Below are 21,729 nucleotides of genomic sequence, written 5' to 3'. Positions count from 1 at the left end.
CATGCGTGATTATAAAAACCAGACCAGCCGCCCACCTTCCGGAGAGCAGCGCCCGGCGCCTCCACCCCGGAGGCCGAGGGAGCCCGAACCCGAACTGGAGGAAGAGCAGGAAGCACTGCATTCTGCCGAAGGTCGAGGCCCCAGACGCTGGCCCTGGATATTGCTCATTATCATTCTGCTGCTCAGTGCCCTGGTGTGGTGGTGGATCGCGCAATTACCCATCAACACCGGCAAACTGGGGCTGCTGTCGAAAAATTCAGGCAGCACTGCCGCATCAGCCAGCAGTAGTGCCAAGTCTGCAACAGGGGACAACGCATCGAGCACCAGTTCCATGGCGCTGGCTACGGCCATCGCGTCCTCCGCTGCCCCCGTCTCCAGCACCAGCAACAGCAAAAACGGGACAGTAGCCAGCACCACCAGCACCCAGTCAACGGCCGCTGCTGCTTCCACACGCAGCGGCGTGGATTTCAACTTTTATCAGATCCTGCCGAAAATGCATGTCGATATACCCGCTGACATTCTCGGCAGTGGTCCGGGCATTCCTTCTGCAAGCACCAACAGTGCTGCTGCCATAGCTGTACATCAGCCGGTAACTATTCAGGTGGGTGCATTTACGAATCGGGCCGCCGCCGTCGTGCTCCGTGACCGCCTGGCACTATTGGGCGTCAGCACCAGAATGACCAAAGTGGATGGTAATGGCAGTAACACGCTGTATCGCCTGCAAACCCAAACCTTTGATTCTTTGGCCGGGGCCCAACCCACCCTCGCCAAAATTCGCGGCATGGGCATCACCCCTTTGCTGATTGGCAACGGCATCATCGGTGCTGCAACTAATGCACCGCTGTCCCAGTCTCCAGCGCCTTGATGGCTGCGGCGGGAGTTTCCTGATCGGCCAGTACCTTGCCTAGTCCGGGCAGATAATGATTTATGGTTTCCACACCCAACAACAAGTAGGGACGCAACAAGGCCGTAGATAATACTGCTGCCGGGGCCTGCAAAATCGTCTTGAAATTAAGTTCACCATCTTCCATATCCAGCTCGAAATTACCCAGAGACAAGCCATAGTTGGCACGGGTCACAAATTCGGCCACCGCCAATCGTTTGCCCGCAGTAATATCCAGATTTTGTGGACGCAAATAAAACAGGATGCGCTCACGATCTGCATGAACATGACAGAAAATATCCAGAGTGCCATTGGGTACCTGCAGCGCACAGGTCATAACCGGGTAATCTGGAAGCATTTTGGCTTCCCACTCCAGTTCCATAAACAGTTTTTCAACCACTTCTACATGATTCATCTTGGGTTCCTTGTTCAGCAAAAGCCTCGGCGAGGCGAAAAAAGGCAGCCTGATCCAGTGTTTCCGCACGACAGGACGGATCAATGTCCAGCGCCCGTAACTGCTCCGCATTGAAAATACCGCGTAAATTATTGGCGATGGTCTTGCGGCGCTGCGCAAAACTGCTGGTAACAATCCGGGCAAAAACCGGGCGCAGACAATCGGTCAGCAAAACTGGCTTATAGGGTAGCAAACGCATGAAGGCTGAATCCACCTTGGGTGCCGGAAAAAAATTCCCCGGGCCTACTGTAAACAGGGACTCTACTTCACACCAAGCCTGAATCATCACCGATAATCTACCATAAGTTTTGCTCCCGGGGGCCGCCACCATGCGTTCGACGACCTCCTTTTGCAACATGAAGTGCATATCCTGAATCTGCCCTACCGACTCCAGAATATGAAAAATAATAGGGGTTGCCACGTTGTAGGGAAGATTACCCACCACCCGCAGCTGCTTGTCGCTATCACTCAAACGGGCAAAATCCACCTTCAGGGCATCGGCCTGCATGATCGTCATTTGCCCGGAGGACGCCAGAGCCTCAAGGCCGGGGATCATGTCCCGATCCAGTTCAATCACCGTCAAATGATCCAGTACCTGGAGCAACTTTTGGGTCAGCGCTCCCGGACCCGGCCCGATTTCCAGCAGAACATCCTGCCGATCCGGGCGAAGAGCATCCATGATGCGTTCCACAATATAGGGTTGCACCAGAAAATTCTGTCCAAAACGTTTTTTAGCTACCGGCAAGGTTCCCTCTTGCATCATTCACCTCGCTTCATGCTATATTTGGGTGACGCCTCTAGCAGGCGATGCGAAACGGAAAGCCCATGCACCTCGTGCTTCGTCTTGACGTCGGTGGTCGTCCCATGGCCTGGGAAACCTGGGAAGAAGCCGCCGCCCATTATGTCCGGGGTAATGTGGCCTGGACCCTCGGGAATCCTTTTTTCACTGCCCACGGTGGCGTATGCCGGCGCAGTGGCATTCATTCCCAGCTCGACATTCATCCGGTCATTGCCGTACGCGGTCGGCATCTTGGCAAAATCAGGCCTCCCGCCCTCTCCAATCAAACCCTGTTTCACCGCGATCATCATCTCTGCATGTACTGTGGCAAACATTATCCGGTGCGCGAACTGACCCGTGACCATATTATTCCCATTTCTCGCAAGGGCCGGGATATCTGGACCAATGTGGTGACGGCCTGCCGCAGCTGTAACAGTCGCAAGGACGACCGCACTCCGGACGAGGCGCACATGCCCTTGCTGGCGGTGCCTTTTACGCCGACCTGGGCGGAATATCTGTTGCTCAGCAATCGCCGTATTCTCGCCGACCAGATGGAGTTCCTGCTGGCTCAAGTGCCCGAAGGACGCAGCCGGATAGGCTAAGCGCTTGTTGTTTTCGACCTGAACCAGCTTCTCCATCAGGGCAGGTTCATATGCCGGTTCCGGACAATTTCTGCGGCAGCATCAAGTGCATGGAGGAGACTTTCTCCTTGCGCTCGCCCCGTGCCCGCCACATCCAGGGCCGTACCATGGTCTACACTGGTGCGCACAATAGGTAAACCCAGGGTAATATTCACGGCCTCACCAAACGCATGATATTTCAGCACCGGCAACCCCTGATCATGATACATGGCCAAAACCGCGTCGGCGTCCTCCAGCAAGCGGGGAGTAAATAAAGTATCTGCCGGCCAGGGGCCCGAAACCCGCATACCTTCCTGTTGCAGGGCATGAATAACCGGGATAATGATGTCAGTTTCTTCGTGTCCCAGATGTCCACCCTCACCGGCGTGAGGATTTAAACCCGCGACCATGATACGGGGCGCAGCCAGGGCAAAATCCTGGATCAGGGAAGCCTGCAGAATCCGCAGGGTCCGTTCCAGACCACTCCGGGTAATGGCGGTTGGCACTGCGGCCAAAGGTAGATGGGTGGTAGCCAGAGCAACCCGCAACCCGCGCCCGGCCAGGAGCATCACTACCTCACTTTGCCCACAGGATCCAGCGAGGTATTCGGTATGCCCCGTAAAGGGAATACCCGCGTCATTGATGACTCCCTTGTGCACAGGCGCAGTAACCAGAGCGTCCGCCAGCCCCACGCGCAGCAAATCCAGAGCCTTGTCCAGACTGCGCAACACTGCCGGAGCATTGGCAGGATCCAGATGCCCCGGCCGGCAACTGTGCAGCAGGGGTATATCCAGCACCCGCAGAATACCGGGCTCAAGCTCAGGCCATGGATCCCCTTCCTGCCAGGGTTCAAGACGCACAGGCAACCCTAATATCGTCGCCCGGCTGCGCAGGCAATGTATATCTCCCAGCAGAAGTACCGCTGCAGGCAGCGGATGAGTAGCCAACTGCAAACAAATATCCGGACCAATTCCGGCAGGCTCCCCAACGGTCACCAACAAACGCGACAATGTATTCATAACCCGGATTCCTCTGACAGCATTTCAACGATGCGCTCTGGTCCTTCCACACGCTGAGGTAAGCGCAATATCCGCGCCCGCAGCAAACGATCACGAATATCCACGGTCAGTACATCCCCCGGCTTTACTTCTGCCCCGGCCTTGGCAATCCGCCCATTGATTTGCACACAACCCGCATCACAGATTTCCTTGGCCAGACTGCGGCGCTTGATAAGTCGCGACATTTTCAGAAATAAATCCAGGCGCACTGAAGTAGAGCCTTTTAGCGCATCTGTCCAAGGATGTCGGTAAAAGCATCCTCCAGACGTGGTTCTTGCAAATGCAGATCGAGAATTTGTGCAGGCAACTGCTGCAACTGGGCGAGGATTGCACCCAGAGGATTGCACTGAGCATCAATGCGAAATACCCGGATATTTTCACTAGCCCCAGTTAGCAAATCCTCCAGCGCCGGGCCCAGTTCTCCGGGATCATGATCAAAAGTCACTTTCAGGATTCGCCAACTTGCCGCACTCAACAAATTCTCTTTTCTGTCGAGGGCGACAATTTTTCCCTGTTGCAGGATGGCAATACGTTCGCACAACTCCTCGGCTTCTTCCAGATAATGAGTGGTTAGAATGACCGTTCGGCCTTCGGCATTGTAGCGTCGAATGAACTGCCAGAGTCCCTGGCGCAACTCCACATCCACGCCTGCAGTCGGCTCGTCCAGCACCACTACCGGTGGCCGATGTACCAGTGCCTGGGCAATCAGCACCCGCCGTTTCATGCCCCCGGATAAATTCCGCAGATTGGCATTGGCCTTGTCTGCCAGATCCAGTTCTGCCATGAGCTCATCAATCCAGTCATCATTGTGGCGCAGGCCAAAATAACCGGATTGCATACGCAAAAATTCACGTACGGTAAAAAAGGGATCATAAGCCAGTTCCTGAGGAACCACCCCCAGCAATTGCCGGGTTCGACGAAAATCTCTTTCGACATCGAACCCGAAAATTTCCGCTACACCACTGGAGCGGCGGACCACACCGGCAAGAATATTGATGAGCGATGACTTACCCGCCCCATTGGGGCCCAGCAGACCAAAAAACTCACCGGCATGAATATCCAGATCCACACCGGCCAGGGCCAGATGCCCGCTTTGGTAGGCTTTACGTAAGCCCTGAATGTGAATAGCGGGACAATCACTCATGGCAGATGCGTAGCATATCCTGCAAACGATAAAGGGCCACCAGCTCCTGCAACGGTTGCGACATTCCGCAAATTTGCAAAGCCACCCCTTTGGTAGCCTGGGCCTGAGTCCATTCCATCAGCAAGGCCAGCGTGGCACTGTCTCCGGCCTCAAGCTCATTCAAAGCAACTACCGCACAGGCTTGACCTTCCCGGCTCCAGTCAAAGCCTTTGAGCAGTCCGTCCAAACGCGCGACTCGCCAGTCTCCCAGCAGGAATAGTCGGGTCTGCCCATCGACTTCTCGGCGCTGCCAGTTAGCTCCCGGACTCAAGCGGGCTGCTTCCCGGAACTTTTTTCAGTCGCATCCTTCTCGGTCATTTGCTGGAGCAAGGCGGGGATTCCGCGACTGGAAGCTATCTGCCCGAAACTCTGTCGATAATTCAACACCATACTTACACCATCAATGTAGGTGTTATATATCCGCCAGGTATGATCGGTGTAGAGCAGGGCATAAATGACTGGAATATCCGGACCACCATCGGCTTGGCGAATAACCATATTGACCTGGGCCACGGGCGGGTCCTGGGAAACCTGCTGGCTACCCGTGATTTTTACCGTCTGACCATGATAATGATTCAGCGCATTACTGTAGGTACGCACCAGCAGATCCTTGAAAAGGACTACAAATTCTTTCTGCTGCGCGGGATTCATCTGCCGCCAGTACTGCGCCATGACATATTGGGACATGGTGGTGAAGTCCATATGCGGCAGCACAATATCAGCCACCTGCTTTTTGACAGCCGGAGTTATGGGTTTACCCTTGTTGGTACGCAGCACCTTCAACACATTATTGGTGAGCTCATGGACCACGGTGACGGCACCCTGAGCGTTGGGGGCATCCGTGGCACTGGCCGGCACAGTCCAGGCGAAAATCAAACATAACAGCGCAATCCAGCTGATCTGACGCATCAAAATTTCTCCTTATTGACTTCCTGACGACTTGCTACTTCCTGCAGCCTTGTTGAACACCATCTGACCAATCATCTGATCAATATTAACTGCCCCCTGAGTCAGGGTGATGGTCGCGCCGGACTTGAAATTCTGCGGCATGCCACCCGGCTGAATGGCAATATACTGCTCACCCAACAGTCCCTGGGTATAAATTGAGGCGCCCGTATCAATCGGCAGCTTGATGGACGGTTCGATGCGCATGGTCACATTGGCCATGTAGGTTTTCGGATTCATACCAATATGGGTGACTTCGCCAATAGTGACGCCACCGATTTTAACCGGGCTGCGGGTCTTCAAACTGCCTACATTGGTAAAATCGGCATGCAGTACATAACCACTATCATAGGCAAAGCCGGAAAGATTCCCTACCCGTAATGCCAGCACCACCAACGCTGCAATGCCCAGCAGTACGAATATGCCGACCCACCAATCTATTGCCCGAGTTTCCATGCGCTTCCTGCCCTCAGCTGAATAGCAAAGCTGTAAGAATAAAATCAAGACCCAATACGGTCAGCGAGGCTGTCACCACACTCAGCGTCGTGGCATTACCTACCCCTTCCGCCGTCGGCCGCGCCGTATATCCTTTCCAGGCGGCAATCCAGGTCACCACCACACCAAAACACAGAGCCTTGAACAAGCCCGTCAGTATATCCCCTGAAAAGGTCACGTTAGACTGCATCTGTGCCCAGAAAGTCCCACCATCCACACCCAATACCGGCACGGAAATCAGATACCCGCCAAAAATCCCGACCAGATCAAAAATCGCACAGAGTATGGGCACCGAAATGATCCCCGCCCAAAGGCGGGGAGCGACTACCCAGGCAAGAGGATTAACCGCCATCATTTCCATGGCGTTTAATTGCTCGGTGGCTTTCATGGAACTGATTTCTGCGGTCAATGCAGAACCCGCACGCCCGGCAAATAACAAAGCAGTGAGCACTGGCCCCAGTTCGCGCAGCAACGACAAGGCAACCAGCGTTCCCAAAGCCGAAGTCGCGCCAAAACGCACCAGCGCGTAATACCCCTGAAATCCCAGAACCATTCCCGTAAAAAAAGCCGCGACCACCATAAGAACCAGCGAACGCACACCAAAACCATAAATCTGCCGGAATAACTGCTGAAAACTGAAATGACGATTAAACACGCTCAGCAGGCTTGATAACAGAAAACGGCTGGCGGCACCCAGGCCAGGAACGATTTGCAAGGTGCGTCGGCCCAATTGCGGAATAAATTCGAGCATAGCCATGCGCTATAGCACCTCACCAGCGGCATGACTGTCCCGCAACGCGGCGGCATAATCCTGCCGGGCTGGATAATGGAAAGGCACCGGCCCATCGGGTTGCCCCCCCAAAAATTGTCGAGCCAGGGCGGAATCACTGGCACGCAAGTCCGCCGGGCTACCCTCAGCAATGATTTTGCCGCCTGCCAGAATAAAACCGTAATCGGCAATGGAAAAAGTTTCTTCCACATCATGACTCACCAACACGCTGGTCGCCCCCAGAGCCGTATTCAGTCGTTTGATGAGTGAGGCGATAATTCCCACGCTGATGGGATCCAGTCCGGTAAAAGGTTCATCATAAAATATCAGCATCGGATCCATGACGACCGCTCGCGCCAGGGCAATTCTGCGGCCCATTCCTCCCGAAAGCTCTGCCGGAAACAGCCCCGCAGCGCCGCGCAACCCCACCGCCTCCAGCTTCATCATGACCAGCTTGCGCAGTACATTTTCCGGAAGGCGAAAATGCCGGCGCAGCGGAAAAGCCACGTTTTCAAAGGCACTCAAATCGGTAAACAACGCACTGTGCTGAAACAGCATACCCATCTGCCGACGCAGACCATACATGGCATCCTCATTGAGCATTTGCAGATCCTGCCCGGCAATACGAATCTGGCCGGATTGTGGACGCAAAGTACCGGCCATGAGATTGAGCATGGTCGTCTTGCCTCCGCCACTGGCACCCATCAGCGCAACAATGGCACCCCGGGGAATATGCATGTCTACCCCCGCCAGCACCGGGTGCAAGCCACGGGCAAAGCGCACATTTTCCAGCTCTACAAGAGCCTCAGCAGCCATGAGCATCCTTGTTCCATCATCAGTCAGGGGTCAGAGTATAAACCGAACGGTCAACAGGGTACCACAACACTGAAATAAGAGCCTGCGAGCAGATCTAAAAAAATCTGAAAATCCCCTTGCATCCCATGCGGATAAGTGTATAGTTCGCATCCTGTTTCCACGGCACCGAAAGCAGTTACTAAGGGGGTCAGTCCTTAAGAGACTTGGAGCACGGCATGGCCACGTTCCAGCAAGGTAGGGCATAAAACCAAGTACTGTCTGGGGGTGCACGGGAGCTACTTCTTAACCTTTTTAACTTTGGTAAGGGGGGCACCTATGCGCTCGTTAGGACATCAAATCGTTGCAGACTTTTATCACTGTGACGGCAGTACCTTGTCTGATGTAGATTTTGTCACGGATGCCATGCTGGAGGCCGCTCGGCGCGCCAACTGCACCATTGTGACGCAAACCTTTCACCACTTTTCTCCTTACGGAGTCAGTGGTGCCGTTATCGTTGCGGAATCCCATCTAGCCATTCATACCTGGCCCGAATATGGTTATGCAGCGGTAGATGTATTCACCTGTGGCGATATCATTCAGCCGGAAGATGCCTTGAATTACCTCAAGGAAGCTTTTGGTGCCGGCCAGGTCTCCACCATGGAGATGAAACGCGGGCAAGTAGACATGATGGGCATTCCTGCCCATGAACTGCGCGTCAAGCCGGTTCTCTGCGCCTGAAAGTATCCGTCACCACAGCGGGCGGGCTCTGAATACCGGAGCCCGCCTTTTCTTTTATCTCATTCTTCCGCAAAATCCACGCGGGGACATACCATTCCGGTCACAATGAGAGGCAATCATGAGCACAGAACTTTGGTATACCGAACGCTATGAAGAACATGGCGCGAGCTTGAGCCTGAAAATCCGCGAAGTACTGCATCGCGAACAAAGCCCGTACCAGACCATAGAAATTTTTGAAACGGAACATTTTGGCACCCTTATGACTCTGGATGGTCTGGTGATGGTCACCGATCGTGACAATTATCTGTACCACGAAATGATGAGCCATCCCGCCCTGTTCACCCACCCCGCACCCAAACGGGTGCTGATTATTGGCGGCGGCGATTGTGGCACCCTCCGGGAAGTGCTGCGCCACTCGGAAGTGGAAGAAGCCACCCAGGTCGAACTGGATGAAAGAGTCACCCGGGTTGCCGAACGTTTTTTCCCCGAGCTCTGCGAAAAAAATCATGACCCCCGCGCCCACTTTCACTTTACCGATGGCATAGCCTGGATCAAGGAAGCCCCTGCCGGACGTTATGACGTCATCATTGTGGATTCCACGGACCCGGTAGGACCGGCTGCCGGTCTGTTTGCCACCGATTTTTATGCCGCCTGTCACCACGCTCTGGCCGAGCAGGGCGTTCTGGTTGCCCAATCTGAATCCCCGCTACTGCATGCTGATCTCATTCGTCAGTGCCAAAGCCGCATGACAGAAGCAGGCTTTGAAGCGGTGAACAGCGTGTATTTTCCCCAGTTTTGCTATCCCTCCGGCTGGTGGAGCGGCACCTTGGGGCGCAAGGGTCTGAGCATGGACGCGTTTCGTGCCGAAGATGCCAAAGCCTTTACCGGCACCCACTATTACCACGCAGGTATGCAGCAGGCCGCCCAGGTAGCTCCAGCTTTTCTGCTTGGTTAAACCTGCCCGAAACTGAACTGCTTCATCCCAAAAACGGTAGTTGCCGTGGGTGCTTTTTGCTCCATTGTTCCTTGCCTGTTGTTCTAAGGCTCATCCTGCTGTCAGGAGAGAACTCGCCCTACGGGCTCAAACAGCTCTCCTGACGGGCGCTGGATTTCGCCAAGAACAACAACGGCTCGAAACAAAAGTCGCTGCAAAGCACCCACGACAACTGCCGTTTTTGGGTTCATTGAGCAGACTGCCCCGGTCCGATATGCGGGTACCGGGGACAGTAATTCCAGAGATGCAAGGCTGGCGTATCATGTTCCCAGGCCAGACGGGAAATACTTCCGGGGTCCAGATGCAAATGATCTCCAAAGCGGAGATCCAAACCCAGCCAGCGCGTCGCCAGGGCGCGCAAAATATGCCCGTGAGCAAAGCAAAGAACATGTTTGTGCCCTTTTATATCCCAGTCGTGAAGCAGCCGATCGCAGCGTTTTGTTACCTCTGCGGGGCTTTCTCCCTCCGGCCCGCCACAGCGGAATATACTCCACTCTGGATTGTCCTGGTGAATTTCCTGGGTAGTCTTGCCCTCATAACGGCCATAGCGCCATTCCATCAAATCATCATGCAATTGCGGATGTGCAAAACCGGCAAGGATGGCAGTGTGATGGGCACGAATCAGCGGGCTGGAATAAATCCCGTCAAAATGCCCCTGATTTTCAAACACGGCCCAGAGCGCCTCCGCATCTGCACGTCCTGCGGATGTCAGACCAATATCCGTGTCTGAAGTATGCTTACCCTGATCCGCCCATTCGGTCATCCCATGCCGCACCAGGGTAATGGATTCAATTTGCATGATGGCTCTCCTGTTTTTTGCCAGATACTCTTCAAACTATAGTCGCTCCGACAAGGGGCTTGCGCGAATGGTCGCAGGTGGTTATGGTTTAATCAGTTTATCTAATTTATCTGATCAAGGGGCGCATGATGAACAAGACAGCAATGGAACTGGTCAAGGAAGCCAAGGCAGAAATCCGGGAAATGGATTTACAGCAAGCTCATGGCAAACACCAGTCGGAAGAAGTGGTTATTATAGATGTTCGTGAAACCCATGAATTTTCCGGTGGCCATATTCCTGGTGCGCACCATATATCCCGGGGCATGCTCGAATTTAAGGCAGACTCCCATCCGGCCCTCAAGGACAAAGATCGGGAAATCCTGGTTTACTGCAAAACCGGGGGCCGTGCCGCACTGGCCGCCCATCAATTAAAGAAAATGGGTTACACCAATGTTCATTCCATTCAGGGTGGCATGGACGCCTGGGATGACGCCGATCATCCGATTAATAAACCCTGAAAACATCAGAGCGAGGCTCGCCTCAAACCCAATTCAGCAGCAAATGGGTTGGGCGAGCCTCAATCGCTGCGGTCATGGGTGCCATAGCAATAATGCTAAGCGGCTGCCTGCCGCTCATGGCTGCCAGCGCGGCAGGAACGGTAGTTTACTACAATCTTCCCCACCATCACTCTTCGCCTTCTTCTTCATCTGCCGTTCCGTTTTCCTTGAAGGCTGATGGATCCAGGTGATAGCGTCTTAACAAGCGATAAAATTCGGTGCGGTTGCGCTGTGCCAACTGCGCCGCCTGACTCACATTTCCCCGCGTCATACGCATAATCTGAATCAGGTAGTTCATTTCGAAACGCCCTTTGGCGTCGGCCAGGGGCACGACTTCGCCTTCCTTGTCCCGCAGGGCGTGGCGAATCAGGGGCGCGCCAATACGTGGTGTGGTGGATAAAACCACCGCCTGCTCAATAACATTGGCTAACTGCCGGACGTTTCCTGGCCAGGGTGCCGCCACCAGGAGCTCCATCGCCTCCGGAGCAATACCGCGCACATCCTTGCGGTTTTTAGCGGCGGTATCGCGCAGAAAAAACTCTGCCAGCAAGGGAATATCTTCAGGGCGTTCGGCCAGGGCGGGCAATTCCAGCGTCACCACGCAAAGACGATAATACAAGTCGTCCCGAAAACGCCGCTCAGCCATTTCTTTTTCCAGATCTCGATGACTGGCGGAGATGATGCGGACATCGACGGCGATGCTTTCTGTCGACCCCACCGGGCGAATCATACGTTCCTGTAGAGCCCGTAATAATTTGACCTGCAGGGAAAGCGGCATATCGCCAATTTCGTCCAAAAACAGGGTGCCCTTTTCCGCCGCCTGGAATAATCCCTGATGATTATTGGCCGCCCCGGTAAAAGCGCCTTTCTTGTGGCCAAAAAGTTCTGACTCCAACAACTGCTCCGGGAATGCCGCACAATTCAGGGCAATAAAAGGCTGCGCACGCCGTGGACTGGCCTGATGAATGGCCTGCGCCAGCAACTCTTTGCCCGTACCGCTGGCACCGTGCACAAAAACACTAGCATCCGAAGCTGCTACCAGGCGCGCCTGATCCAGCACCACCTGCATTTTAGGGCTACGGGTCAAAATTCTATCCCAACTGGTATCCTTGCCCTTTTTCCCAGCAGAAGGCGCTACTGCCGCAGTCAAACTGAAAGCCCGTTCAACCTGGGCCATCAGATCCTTACCATCAAAGGGCTTGGTCAAAAAAGCAAAAACCCCCTGGTCGGCGGCCAGCAAGGCATCGGGTATAGAACCGTGAGCGGTCAAAATGATGACGGGCAAAGTGGGATACTCCCGACGAATGGCATCCAACAAGGCCATGCCATCCATCTGGTCCATTTTAAGGTCGGTAATCACCAGACCCGGATGCTCCATAGCCAGTAGCGCCAGGGCTTCATTGCCATTAGCCGCCGTACTGATGTTATATCCTGCCGTTTTCATGCGGAGCGACAACAGGCGCAGCAAATCTGCATCGTCGTCTACCAGCAGGATTTTACCTTTATCTGTCATGGTTCAGTGTCCCTGCGGGAAGCGGGCGTTTTTCTCTATTTGTACCAATTCGTTCAGTTTACGCCGTAATTCGGCTTCATGCTGCTGCGACTGGAGGAGACGATTTTGTAAATCGTTCACCTTGTTTTCCAGTTTTTGATATCCGGGGTCTCCCGCTCTTGCATCAGCCAACTGTTTACCGAGGACAGCCGCTTCGGCTTTTTCGGAAATGCAGGGTGCAGTCACCGGAGTCACTTTTTCCAGTTCGGCGATTTGTGCCTTGAGGGTTGCCAGCTCACTGGTTTTAATAATTTGTTCTCCGGGCTTGAGCAGCACGGCATTAGACGGAAGTGCCGGGACCGGGGTGCTGGCGCATCCCGTCAGCATCAGCGGAATGATGAGCATGGGAAGCATCCTGCCCAGCAAGGGGTAAGCGTAACCTAAACCAGGCACCTGGTGTTTTTTTATCCTGCAATTCAAGACTTCCCCCATAACTCAACACATATTCCCTGGCAATGGCCAATCCGAGACCACTACCTTCTATTTTTCCGGAGTCAGAAGCTTCGCCACGATACAAAATGTCAAAAATCTTTTCCCGCTCATCAGGATCCACTCCAGGACCCTCGTCCTGAACGTCCAAAACCGCATCTTCGTCCTGTACTTGCAAATCCACCCGTATGGTAGCGTTTTGAGGAGAGAATTTCACGGCATTTGACAACAAATTATCACAAATAGTGCGGAGTCGATCTGCATGCCCCCGAATGCGCACCTCCTCAAGCCGGGTTTCCAGATGCAATGCATTACTTCTTAGACTGGGCTTATAGCTCAGCAGCAGATCCTCTACCACATGCGTCAAAGATAATTCCTGCACCATCCCTGCACCCACAGGCCCTTCCGCCAGACTAAAGCGCAACAGATCTTCTATGAGGCGCTGCAGGCGTAAGCTGTTATCCCTCACAATTTGTACAATTTCCTGCTGCTCAGCACCAAGATTCTGGCCGAGATCATCCTGCAACAACTCAGATCCTTCGCGAATGGCCGTAAGAGGGGTTTTCAGCTCGTGGGAAAGCTGACGCAGAAAATGCAGCTTGGCCGCTTCCAGAGCATTCAGGCGATTCCGCAACCATTCCAGGCGATCTCCCAAACTGGCTATGTCGCGCGGCCCTTTGACCGTTATGGGGGTTTCCAGATCACCTGCACCCAGCCCGGATACCGCTTGATCCAGACGCCGCACCGGTCGGGTAATGAGAATAATAAACACAATAGCCACCGCGACTGACAGAGGTAAAACCAGAAGCACCTCAACAATGGTCAGCCGTTTTATAGCCAGCGCGCGCGTGCCCAGTTTACCGACCTCTGTACTGATTCCCTCATTCACATCACTTTGCAGACTTTGGGCCTCCCCGCTGGCCCGGCTGAAATCACCGGCCAGAGCACTCCGGTTGCCCTCCAGGGAAACCAGGGGTAATAGCTGACGGGCGCGGGAAAGATTTTCGGCCAGATGATGCAGCCGTTCCCGGTCCACCGGCGAGGGACCTGCCGCCGCAAACTGGATACTGGCTTTTTTGTACTCGCTAAAGCTCTGATCATACAAAACGAGTAATGCCTGATCCTGCAGTACCGTGTACTGCAGGCCATAACGCTCCATGGAACGCACGGCGTTATTCATGCGATTGGCCGCATCACTCATGGCCACAGCCCGGAGAATACTGACCTGCCCCTGTTCGGCAAAATGCGCGATGGAAAGCGTCACACTGACAATAACCAACACCAGCGGCACAATTGCCAGGCCGAAACCAAACACGACCAGTTTGGAAATGGAACTTGGACGAAGAACCATGAAGGTTTGCACTCCCAAAAATACCCAGACTCCAGCGTAAATTCGCCAGAAATAAATCGCAAGAATATCAGATAAATTTAATATACTTTAATAATACCCCTCTATTGCCCAGCAAAACATTAGAATTACAAACTACTGTGGAGATCGACTATGATTTTATCATTATAAAAGTGGGGAAGCGTACACACGCGTCATCCTCAAACGCCGCAAAATTCCAAAAATAACTTTAATTATCAGGAGAATTTCATGCGACGAGCACCCATCCATCCGCTTATCGGCGCGGCCTTGCTGGCACTGGCCAACAGCTCCGGGGCAACAACCCCGATGACCATTAACATTCATCTACCAGGATATGGATTCATGACGGACTCCGCAGATGGCGCTCTGAATGCCTCGGCCAATGCGCGTGATAATGCCCATCTGGCAAGTAATACCGCGAAGATTTTACAGAGTATCCCCGGAGGTTCTATTTCCGCCGCTGGCGGGGTATCCGGATTGCCGGTTTTAAACGGCTTGAGTGACAATCAGCTGCTCTTGCAGGTTAACGGATTCAGCACCCCCAATGCCTGTGCCAATCATATGAACCCACCACTTTCGTATCTCCCGCCAGCCGCCATTGGTCAGATAACCATCTATCCCACGGTGGTCCCGGTAAGTGTGGGTGGCAACGCTATTGGTGGAGCCGTCATCGTCAAATCGCCGCAACCAATTTTCGCAAAGCCCGGCAGCCATTTTGTGAGTGGTGGCAGCGTCGGCGGATTTTATCAAAGTAATGGCAATATTTACGGGACGCATTTGAATGCCGCTGCGGCTACCAGGCACTTCAGCATTAACTATAGCGGCTCCTATGTACATGGAGGCAACTACACGGCAGCAAAAGCTTTCAAGCCTGAAACCTACGGCATTCCCGGCGACGTGGTAGCTTCATCCCTGTATGAGGCAATATACCAGAATCTCAATGCTGCCTACCGCTGGAAACAACAGGTATTGGAGCTGGGCGTGCAATATCAGAGCATCCCCTACCAAGGATTTCCCAGTGCCCGCATGGATATGACCGGAAATCACAGTACCCGCTTTAACCTCCATTATCAGGGACAATTTCAATGGGGTGAATTAGAATTACAGGCTTATAATCAGGTAGTTCAACACAGCATGAACTTCCTTGCAGACAAAAACCTGGGCGCCATGATGGGCATGCCAATGAACACCCAGGGCGTGAATAACGGCGTAAAGGGCAACATTGCGGTGCCTCTGGACACCCGCAATCGCCTGGAACTCGGTGCCAGTTACAATCATGAACATCTGAATGACTGGTGGCCCCCAGCAACCAGTAAAATGAGCATGATGGGCCCCAATACTTATCTAAATATCGACAATGGCAGAAGGGATCGCTATGCCGCTTTCGCCGACTTGAAAACGCAATGGAATCCACAATGGAACAGTGATCTTGGCCTGCGGCTGGAAGATGTGCGTATGAACGCCGGCCCGGTCCAAGGTTACAATGCCATGATGTATGGAAACCCGGACAACCCGCAAAGCTTGCCGGGTACATTCAACCGGAGTGATCGCCAACGCCAGTACACCAACTGGAATTTTTCGGCCATCGTGCACTACCAGCCCGATAAACACAGCAGCTATACGCTGGGACTGGCGCGTAAAACCCAAGCCCCCAACCTTTACGAACTCTACCCCTGGTCCAGTAATGCCATGGCCATGAACATGATCGGCTGGTTCAACGATGGTAATGGTTATATTGGTAATCTCAACCTGAAACCCGAAACTGCCAATACGGTCAGTCTGGCCGCCGATTTTCATGGCTCAGACCCACAAATCTGGCACGTGCAAGTTCAGCCTTACTTTACCTACATTCATAATTATATTAGTGCTGTCCGATGTCCGACCAGCCTTGGTGGAGCTTGTACGGCGGCGAATCTGCACGCGGAAAACGGTTTTGTCTATTTGCAATTTGCCAATCAAAACGCCGAAATATGGGGTATCAATATGAATAGCTCTGCCCGTCTGGCACAAACCCGGCGTTATGGAACATTTACACTATCGGCAAAAGCCGCCTATGTGCGCGGGGATAACTTGAGCAGCCATACGCCCCTCTACCACATGATGCCCTTAAACTTGCGACTTGCCTTGCATCAAAACTGGGGAGCATGGCGCAACACCATCGAAGAACAGTTGGTTGCCGCAAAAAACCAGGTTGACACTCTGCGTAATGAACCGCAAACAGCCGGCTATGGCTTATTGAATCTGCGCGCCGCATATCGGCGGGGCCACTGGCAGGCCAGTCTGGAACTCGCGAACCTATTAAATCAGTTTTATGAACAACCACTAGGGGGGCTTTATCTGGGGCAGCGCCCCATGACTTATGGCACAGCACTGCCAGGTCCAGGACGTTCGGTGAACATGAGCCTGCAATATCAATTTTGATATTTTATCCTAAAAACGGCAGTTGCCGTGGATGCTTTTTGCTCCATTGTCCCTTGCCTGTTGTTCTAAGGCTCATCCTGCTGTCAGGAGAGAACTCGCCCTACGGGCTCAAACAGCTCTCCTGACGGGCGCAGGATTTCGCCAAGAACAACAACGGCTCGAAACAAAAGTCGCTGCAAAGCATCCACGGCAACTGCCGTTTTTAGATTTATCGGACGTAAAAAACCCGGAGAAGATTCCCCGGGTTTATCAGCACAACTGAAATCCGCGCCATCAAGTCGCGGATTGAGGCTCCTTACGCAGCCGGTTCAGCTTTCTTCTCTTCCATTTTCTTAGCCATTTCAGGCTTCTTCATTTCCGCCTTCTTTTCTTCCACTTTCTTGGCCATTTCAGGCTTCTTCATTTCTGCCTTCTTCATTTCTGCCTTCTTCATTTCTTTCTTGTGCTCAATTTTCTTGTGTTCGGCTTTCTTTACCATTTTGTGCTCAGGCGCTTTGTGCTCAACCATCTTTTCAGGAGCCTTAGCAGGCACTTCGGTGGTCGCAAAAGCAGCAGTAGCAGTCAAGAAAGACAATGCAGCAGTCAGGGCAACAATTTTCTTCATAAATAAGCTCTCCTCAAAAGGTGGTTCCAGATTTCCGCTGGTAGCGGCGCTGTTTCAGCAGCAGTTATGCTTAGCATAATACGTGCCAATATTTCAACACAATGATTATTTTGATGAAATTTAATCAAGAACATTCAAAAAACTATAGCAGGTCGGATTGAGCCCAAGGCTTCACCTCCAGCAAATAAAAATCAGGGGTATAAAAACTCCCAGCGCAAAATTATTTAGGATTAAATATCAAGCAGATAAAATGGGAAACCTTGGTTTGTCGGATATTTTTCATGAAGGCCATAGATAAAACAGTCCACGGTTAGCGACCGTCGCCACTCCGAAATGCACGGCAATACGTCACTTGTTAGCGACAGGTGGAAAGGATTTTGTAATAAATAGGTGATCTGACGCAGCACGCGCCTGTCGTCATTCAACGACGACGCCGGAGAAACAGCTTATTGAGATGATGGGACATATGGGAGGTTGCCGAAACGACTTCCTCCGAGTTCATTTTGAACTGCTCAGGCAGAAGGCGGAACAAAGCCTTCGGGTTGCTGCGCGCCGTCACCAAAAAAGTAGGCTTCCATCTGTTTTTCCAGAAAAGTTCTGGACTTGGGATCTATCGGCGAAAGCCGATATTCATTAATCAACATCGTCTGATGCTTCAGCCAACCCTGCCAGGCTTCCTTGGAAACTTCCTGATAAATACGCGCGCCCAGTGGGCCAGGATAAGGGGGACGATCCAGACCTTCAGCTTCGTGACCCAGTTTTACGCATTGCACCATTCGAGACATAAGAAACTTCCTCACTAGAACATCAGGATATTAAGGAGACGCCGCCCATCTTACCTGAACCTGTCTCTCGGGCAAGTTACGAAGTCTGACTTAGAATCTTGCGAACAGGGGTTGGCAATCCTTCTGCCAGGGCATTTTCCCGAGTAAACCAACGTCCTGTCAAAATTTGATCTGCGACACCCGGCACAATTTGATCGTCTTGCACCGTCGCGAGAATACAGCGGAAGTGTAATTGAAAATGAGTAAAAACATGCTTCTGGAGCATTGTCAGCGCCTTTACTTCTACAGTAAGGCCATGGCGGAGGGCACAGAACTGTCGTACCCGCTCGCGCAACGATATCCCATCGGCAAGGACCTGTTGCTGATTATCGCAAAGAACGGGCAACGACGAACCTTCCTGATTCAATTGGGGCAGACACCAGAGCCCACCCCATATGCCAGAATCCGGTCTTTTTTCGAGAAAAATTCGTCCGCGATGATCTTCTAACTGCAGAAAAAAAACGCAACGCTCGGGTTTTTCCGGCTTGCGGGTGGGCAGCGGCAGTTGTTCACTCAAACCACCCGCATAAGCCAGGCAACGCCGTTGTAAGGGGCATGCGTCACAGTGCGGATGCCGTGGAAGGCAAATGATTGCGCCGAAGTCCTGAATGGCCTGATTGTAGGTGTGCGCATCAGCGGGTGTCAGCGCCTCAGCCAACTTCCACAAATGCTGCAAGGTTTTACTGGCCTTGGGATCGCTACGAATAGCCTGGGTCCGGATCAGAACACGACGTGCATTGGCATCAAGAATAGCGCGCTGCTGGGCAAAAGCACTGGCCAGTACAGCAGCAGCCGTACTACGCCCCACTCCCGGGAGACTTTCTGCACTTTCCGGCGTATCGGGAAATTCACCTGCAAAATCTGTCATGATTTTTTGTGCAGCACGCTGGGCATTGCGGGCCCGGGCGTAATAGCCCAAACCGCTCCACAAGGCCAAAACTTGATCCTGGGGAGCAACGGCCAAAGCCTCCCAATTGGGCAAAGCGTCCAGAAACCGCTGGTAATAGGGCTTGGCACTTTCCACCTGGGTTTGCTGCAACATGATTTCCGCAAGCCACAAGCGATAACTGTCCCGGGTGTGTCGCCAGGGCAGGTCATGACGACCATTTTCTCCGTACCAGGCCAGCAATAGGTCGGCAATCTGCATCATGGTTTCCGACTACGGATAAGCACGTCCTCCGCCCGGATTTTTCCCCAGATCAGCTGTCCGATCTGTAGCGAGCCGGTGATCGGCCAGGTTGCGGGAAGCCTGGGTAGTACGGCCCCCGGACCCGGTTTTGGCGCGGGGAGATAGGCACCAAGGTTCAGGCGCTGCATCTGCAAATCCAGATGAATTTTAAGGGGTTGCCAGGTTCCCGTAATGCTTCCAGACCAAGGACTGCTATCCAGCAGTCCTTGGCGGATGGTCCAGTCAAAACGGGGGTTTTTCCAGACCAGTTTACCGCTCATGTTGAAATATCGCGGGGCCTTGGGGTTCGTCAATTTCGGCCAGGATAATCCCCATTTTTTAGCCAGCTCAGGCAGATGCTCTGCACTTACGACATAGCTTGTCTGACCGGTCCATTGCGCCCAGGAAAACCGGGCATTATCAACCTGAATGTGGAAATCTGATCCGGCTTGCAGCGTTGCGCTGCGCAGCGCAATTTTTTGCAGCCCTGGCTGGGCCTGTAAATCCCGCAGGGAAACTTCCATCCGCTGCTCATGGTTATCTCGCCAATGGACTTGCAGCGCGGGAATCTGCAGAATTTCATCCTGAATTTCCAGGCGCGGCATCTGGAGCCTCAGGGCATCGGGAACCTGACGAGTGCCAACCAGCAATTGCAAATGGCGCAGAGAAAGTCGGCTTGTGGAGTGAATACCCATTTGCAAACGGCCTTGGCCCGCATGTTGATTCCAGAACCAGCGTCCTGTAGCGGTCCCGGCACCAGAACGAGAGAAACTGGCCTGCACATCGGACAGTTGCAATGCATGTCCCGCCAGACCAACCCAGCGCAAACTGCCATCGCGGATCCGGATGTCTCCCGGCAGACTGATATTCATATTGGCGGAAGAAGCTGCCGAGCCCGGGCTGGCTGGCCAGGGACCATACACAGAAGGCTGATCCAGAAAAATCTGCTGGATTTTTACATGCCCGGTAAGCAGGGGTCGCCAGAGCAAGCTCAACATCAGTCGCCGTAACTGCAAGCGGGGCTGCGCTGGTGTTCCGATCCGCAAGCCTTGCAGGGTCACCTGCAACTGCTGTTTACCCCAATAAAAGCGGGGATTAGCCTGCAGATGTACGGGGACCTGCAAGCGGGTAGCGAGAATTTCTTCCAGAACAATGCGGGGGCCACCGATGAACCAGAAAACAACCATTCCGATGAGCAGCAGCAACAGGAGCAGAATCAAGCCTACCCCTATACGGCGCATTGATGATCTAGCTATGTCCGGTCTCCAGGGGCACAGAAAATTCTCCCGCCAGAGCACCCATTGCCAACTGTTCGGCTTCGGCAATGGATGTCTGGCGGATAATTTCCTTCACCTCGGGAATTGCGCCCGGATACATACTGAATTCACGCAAACCCAAGCCCAGCAGTAATGGTGTAAAGGCCGGATTGGCCGCCATTTCGCCACACATGGCTACCGGAATACCCTTGGCGCGCCCGGCCGCAATGGTGTGCTGAATCAAAGCCAGGACGCCAACGTGCAACGGATCAAAAAGATCATTGACATCATCATCACCACGATCAACTGCCAGGGCATATTGAATGAGATCGTTGGTCCCGATTGAAAAAAAATCGGCACGACCGGCAAAATAGTGCGCAGCCATGGCCACGGCGGGCACTTCTACCATAATTCCGAGAGGCATTTCCGGATCACAGGGCAGTCCCTCGCCACGCAATTCTGCCTGCAATTCACTTACCAGCGCCCGGCTTTGCAACAATTGGCTCATACTGCTGAGCATCGGCAGCATCAAACGCACCGGCCCCAAGGCTGAAGCCCGCAATATGGCCCGCAAATGTGGACGAAACCACTCAGGACGGCGCAAACAAAGGCGTAGTCCGCGCAACCCCAAAGCCGGATTCAGGGCATTATGTACGGTTGTTTCGTCGTCACTTAACCCCTTGTCGGCACCAATATCCAACGAGCGGATAGTCACAGGGGCACCCGCCATTTCGGTCACAACCCGAGAAAAAGCCTGATACTGCTCTTCTTCATCAGGAATGTCGGGACGATTCATAAACAGAAACTCACTGCGATACAAACCCACACCATCGGCATTCATGCGCCGCACCAGACTGGAGTCGTCCGGTAATTCGATGTTGGCCCGCAAATGAATTTCTACACCATCGGCCGTAATGGCGGGCAGATCCCGTTGTTCTTCCAGAAGACGGCGGCGGCGCTGCCGTTGTTCTTGTAACCCTTGATACTGCCGCAGTACCAGCGCGTCGGGTGCCACCAGAATAATGCCCTGATCACCATCGACAATGACCATGTCGCCGC

Annotated in this window: 25 protein-coding genes; 6 read left to right on the top strand and 19 right to left on the bottom strand. The window is 53.3% G+C overall.

Annotated features, from left to right (window positions below; genetic code table 11):
- The first annotated feature begins 1 nt into the window (after nucleotide 1).
- The gene (locus tag HJG40_RS10320; RefSeq protein ID WP_215864107.1) at nucleotides 2-865 is read left to right on the top strand and encodes an SPOR domain-containing protein; all 864 of its coding nucleotides are present in this window, start codon (nucleotides 2-4) and stop codon (nucleotides 863-865) included.
- Here the strand turns inward: HJG40_RS10320 and HJG40_RS10315 are convergent.
- Together HJG40_RS10315 and rsmA are read right to left on the bottom strand one after the other, a co-directional pair.
- Nucleotides 831-1,298 (bottom strand): YbjN domain-containing protein, encoded by a 468-nt coding sequence (locus tag HJG40_RS10315; protein WP_215864106.1) that lies wholly within the window; start codon nucleotides 1,296-1,298, stop codon nucleotides 831-833. The two genes, HJG40_RS10320 and HJG40_RS10315, sit on opposite strands and share 35 nt — an antisense overlap.
- Nucleotides 1,276-2,100 (bottom strand): 16S rRNA (adenine(1518)-N(6)/adenine(1519)-N(6))-dimethyltransferase RsmA, encoded by an 825-nt coding sequence (gene rsmA, locus HJG40_RS10310; RefSeq protein ID WP_215864105.1) that lies wholly within the window; start codon nucleotides 2,098-2,100, stop codon nucleotides 1,276-1,278. The genes HJG40_RS10315 and rsmA overlap by 23 nt, the downstream gene beginning before the upstream one ends.
- 62 nt (nucleotides 2,101-2,162) lie before the next feature.
- Here rsmA and HJG40_RS10305 point away from each other — a divergent pair, with 62 nt between their 5' ends.
- Nucleotides 2,163-2,717 (top strand): HNH endonuclease, encoded by a 555-nt coding sequence (locus HJG40_RS10305; protein ID WP_193639669.1) that lies wholly within the window; start codon nucleotides 2,163-2,165, stop codon nucleotides 2,715-2,717.
- A gap of 35 nt (nucleotides 2,718-2,752) precedes the next feature.
- Here the strand turns inward: HJG40_RS10305 and pdxA are convergent, their stop codons facing one another.
- Genes pdxA through HJG40_RS10265 form a run of 8 tightly spaced genes read right to left on the bottom strand, consistent with a single transcriptional unit; the run spans nucleotide 2,753 to nucleotide 8,001 of the window.
- Nucleotides 2,753-3,754 (bottom strand): 4-hydroxythreonine-4-phosphate dehydrogenase PdxA, encoded by a 1,002-nt coding sequence (gene pdxA, locus HJG40_RS10300; RefSeq protein ID WP_215864104.1) that lies wholly within the window; start codon nucleotides 3,752-3,754, stop codon nucleotides 2,753-2,755.
- Nucleotides 3,751-4,002 (bottom strand): S4 domain-containing protein, encoded by a 252-nt coding sequence (locus tag HJG40_RS10295; protein WP_215864103.1) that lies wholly within the window; start codon nucleotides 4,000-4,002, stop codon nucleotides 3,751-3,753. Before HJG40_RS10295 ends, pdxA begins: the two co-directional genes overlap by 4 nt.
- A gap of 14 nt (nucleotides 4,003-4,016) precedes the next feature.
- Entirely contained in the window at nucleotides 4,017-4,937 is a 921-nt protein-coding gene (locus HJG40_RS10290) for an ABC transporter ATP-binding protein (protein ID WP_215864102.1), read from the bottom strand.
- Nucleotides 4,930-5,247: an STAS domain-containing protein gene (locus tag HJG40_RS10285; RefSeq protein WP_215864101.1), complete on the bottom strand. Its 318-nt coding sequence runs from the start codon at nucleotides 5,245-5,247 to the stop codon at nucleotides 4,930-4,932. The genes HJG40_RS10290 and HJG40_RS10285 overlap by 8 nt, the downstream gene beginning before the upstream one ends.
- Nucleotides 5,244-5,885: an MlaC/ttg2D family ABC transporter substrate-binding protein gene (locus HJG40_RS10280; protein WP_215864100.1), complete on the bottom strand. Its 642-nt coding sequence runs from the start codon at nucleotides 5,883-5,885 to the stop codon at nucleotides 5,244-5,246. Before HJG40_RS10280 ends, HJG40_RS10285 begins: the two co-directional genes overlap by 4 nt.
- A 12-nt stretch (nucleotides 5,886-5,897) precedes the next feature.
- Nucleotides 5,898-6,377 (bottom strand): outer membrane lipid asymmetry maintenance protein MlaD, encoded by a 480-nt coding sequence (gene mlaD, locus HJG40_RS10275; RefSeq protein WP_215864099.1) that lies wholly within the window; start codon nucleotides 6,375-6,377, stop codon nucleotides 5,898-5,900.
- 13 nt (nucleotides 6,378-6,390) lie between these two features.
- A complete protein-coding gene (mlaE, locus tag HJG40_RS10270; protein ID WP_215864098.1) occupies nucleotides 6,391-7,173 on the bottom strand; it encodes a lipid asymmetry maintenance ABC transporter permease subunit MlaE in 783 nt (260 codons plus the stop codon).
- Nucleotides 7,174-7,176: 3 nt separating this feature from the next.
- Nucleotides 7,177-8,001, bottom strand: coding sequence for an ABC transporter ATP-binding protein (locus HJG40_RS10265; protein WP_215864097.1), 825 nt, complete (start codon nucleotides 7,999-8,001; stop codon nucleotides 7,177-7,179).
- Nucleotides 8,002-8,316: 315 nt separating this feature from the next.
- On the opposite strand from HJG40_RS10265, the gene speD reads away from it, so the two are divergent.
- Complete coding sequence (gene speD, locus HJG40_RS10260; protein WP_010640598.1) at nucleotides 8,317-8,718, top strand: adenosylmethionine decarboxylase; 402 nt, start codon at nucleotides 8,317-8,319, stop codon at nucleotides 8,716-8,718.
- A 118-nt stretch (nucleotides 8,719-8,836) separates the two neighbouring features.
- Complete coding sequence (speE, locus tag HJG40_RS10255; protein WP_215864096.1) at nucleotides 8,837-9,673, top strand: polyamine aminopropyltransferase; 837 nt, start codon at nucleotides 8,837-8,839, stop codon at nucleotides 9,671-9,673.
- A gap of 226 nt (nucleotides 9,674-9,899) precedes the next feature.
- On the opposite strand, the gene HJG40_RS10250 is transcribed toward speE, so the two are convergent.
- Nucleotides 9,900-10,511, bottom strand: coding sequence for a histidine phosphatase family protein (locus tag HJG40_RS10250; protein WP_215864095.1), 612 nt, complete (start codon nucleotides 10,509-10,511; stop codon nucleotides 9,900-9,902).
- Nucleotides 10,512-10,636: 125 nt separating this feature from the next.
- Between HJG40_RS10250 and HJG40_RS10245 the strand changes: the two genes are divergently transcribed.
- On the top strand, nucleotides 10,637-11,008 hold the full coding sequence (locus HJG40_RS10245; RefSeq protein ID WP_226857375.1) for a rhodanese-like domain-containing protein: 372 nt from the start codon (nucleotides 10,637-10,639) through the stop codon (nucleotides 11,006-11,008).
- A gap of 166 nt (nucleotides 11,009-11,174) precedes the next feature.
- Here HJG40_RS10245 and HJG40_RS10240 read toward each other — a convergent pair whose 3' ends face one another.
- The 3 genes from HJG40_RS10240 to HJG40_RS10230 are packed head-to-tail and all read right to left on the bottom strand — an operon-like array spanning nucleotide 11,175 to nucleotide 14,379.
- On the bottom strand, nucleotides 11,175-12,560 hold the full coding sequence (locus HJG40_RS10240) for a sigma 54-interacting transcriptional regulator (RefSeq protein ID WP_215864094.1): 1,386 nt from the start codon (nucleotides 12,558-12,560) through the stop codon (nucleotides 11,175-11,177).
- A 3-nt stretch (nucleotides 12,561-12,563) separates the two neighbouring features.
- The gene (locus tag HJG40_RS10235; protein WP_226857374.1) at nucleotides 12,564-12,944 is read right to left on the bottom strand and encodes a hypothetical protein; all 381 of its coding nucleotides are present in this window, start codon (nucleotides 12,942-12,944) and stop codon (nucleotides 12,564-12,566) included.
- Nucleotides 12,880-14,379: a HAMP domain-containing sensor histidine kinase gene (locus tag HJG40_RS10230; RefSeq protein ID WP_215864093.1), complete on the bottom strand. Its 1,500-nt coding sequence runs from the start codon at nucleotides 14,377-14,379 to the stop codon at nucleotides 12,880-12,882. Before HJG40_RS10230 ends, HJG40_RS10235 begins: the two co-directional genes overlap by 65 nt.
- Before the next feature lie 246 nt (nucleotides 14,380-14,625).
- Between HJG40_RS10230 and HJG40_RS10225 the strand changes: the two genes are divergently transcribed.
- On the top strand, nucleotides 14,626-16,818 hold the full coding sequence (locus tag HJG40_RS10225; protein WP_215864092.1) for a TonB-dependent receptor: 2,193 nt from the start codon (nucleotides 14,626-14,628) through the stop codon (nucleotides 16,816-16,818).
- 295 nt (nucleotides 16,819-17,113) lie between these two features.
- On the opposite strand, the gene HJG40_RS10220 is transcribed toward HJG40_RS10225, so the two are convergent.
- From HJG40_RS10220 to HJG40_RS10200, 5 genes are all read right to left on the bottom strand, one after another.
- Nucleotides 17,114-17,422: a hypothetical protein gene (locus tag HJG40_RS10220; RefSeq protein WP_215864091.1), complete on the bottom strand. Its 309-nt coding sequence runs from the start codon at nucleotides 17,420-17,422 to the stop codon at nucleotides 17,114-17,116.
- A 512-nt stretch (nucleotides 17,423-17,934) separates the two neighbouring features.
- Entirely contained in the window at nucleotides 17,935-18,207 is a 273-nt protein-coding gene (locus tag HJG40_RS10215) for an oxidative damage protection protein (protein WP_010640613.1), read from the bottom strand.
- Between the two features lie 76 nt (nucleotides 18,208-18,283).
- Nucleotides 18,284-19,396 (bottom strand): A/G-specific adenine glycosylase, encoded by a 1,113-nt coding sequence (mutY, locus tag HJG40_RS10210; protein WP_215864090.1) that lies wholly within the window; start codon nucleotides 19,394-19,396, stop codon nucleotides 18,284-18,286.
- A complete protein-coding gene (locus HJG40_RS10205; RefSeq protein WP_215864089.1) occupies nucleotides 19,393-20,655 on the bottom strand; it encodes an AsmA family protein in 1,263 nt (420 codons plus the stop codon). Before HJG40_RS10205 ends, mutY begins: the two co-directional genes overlap by 4 nt.
- Nucleotides 20,656-20,662: 7 nt before the next feature.
- Nucleotides 20,663-21,729 (bottom strand): phosphoenolpyruvate--protein phosphotransferase (locus HJG40_RS10200; RefSeq protein ID WP_303646304.1); only part of this gene is annotated, 1,067 nt, incomplete at its 5' end.

Source organism: Acidithiobacillus concretivorus (assembly GCF_018853445.1).
In the GTDB taxonomy this organism is placed as follows: Bacteria; Pseudomonadota; Gammaproteobacteria; order Acidithiobacillales; family Acidithiobacillaceae; genus Acidithiobacillus; species Acidithiobacillus concretivorus.
The sequence above is the reverse complement of the archived record's forward strand: the minus strand, read 5'-3'. Positions and strand labels throughout refer to the sequence as shown.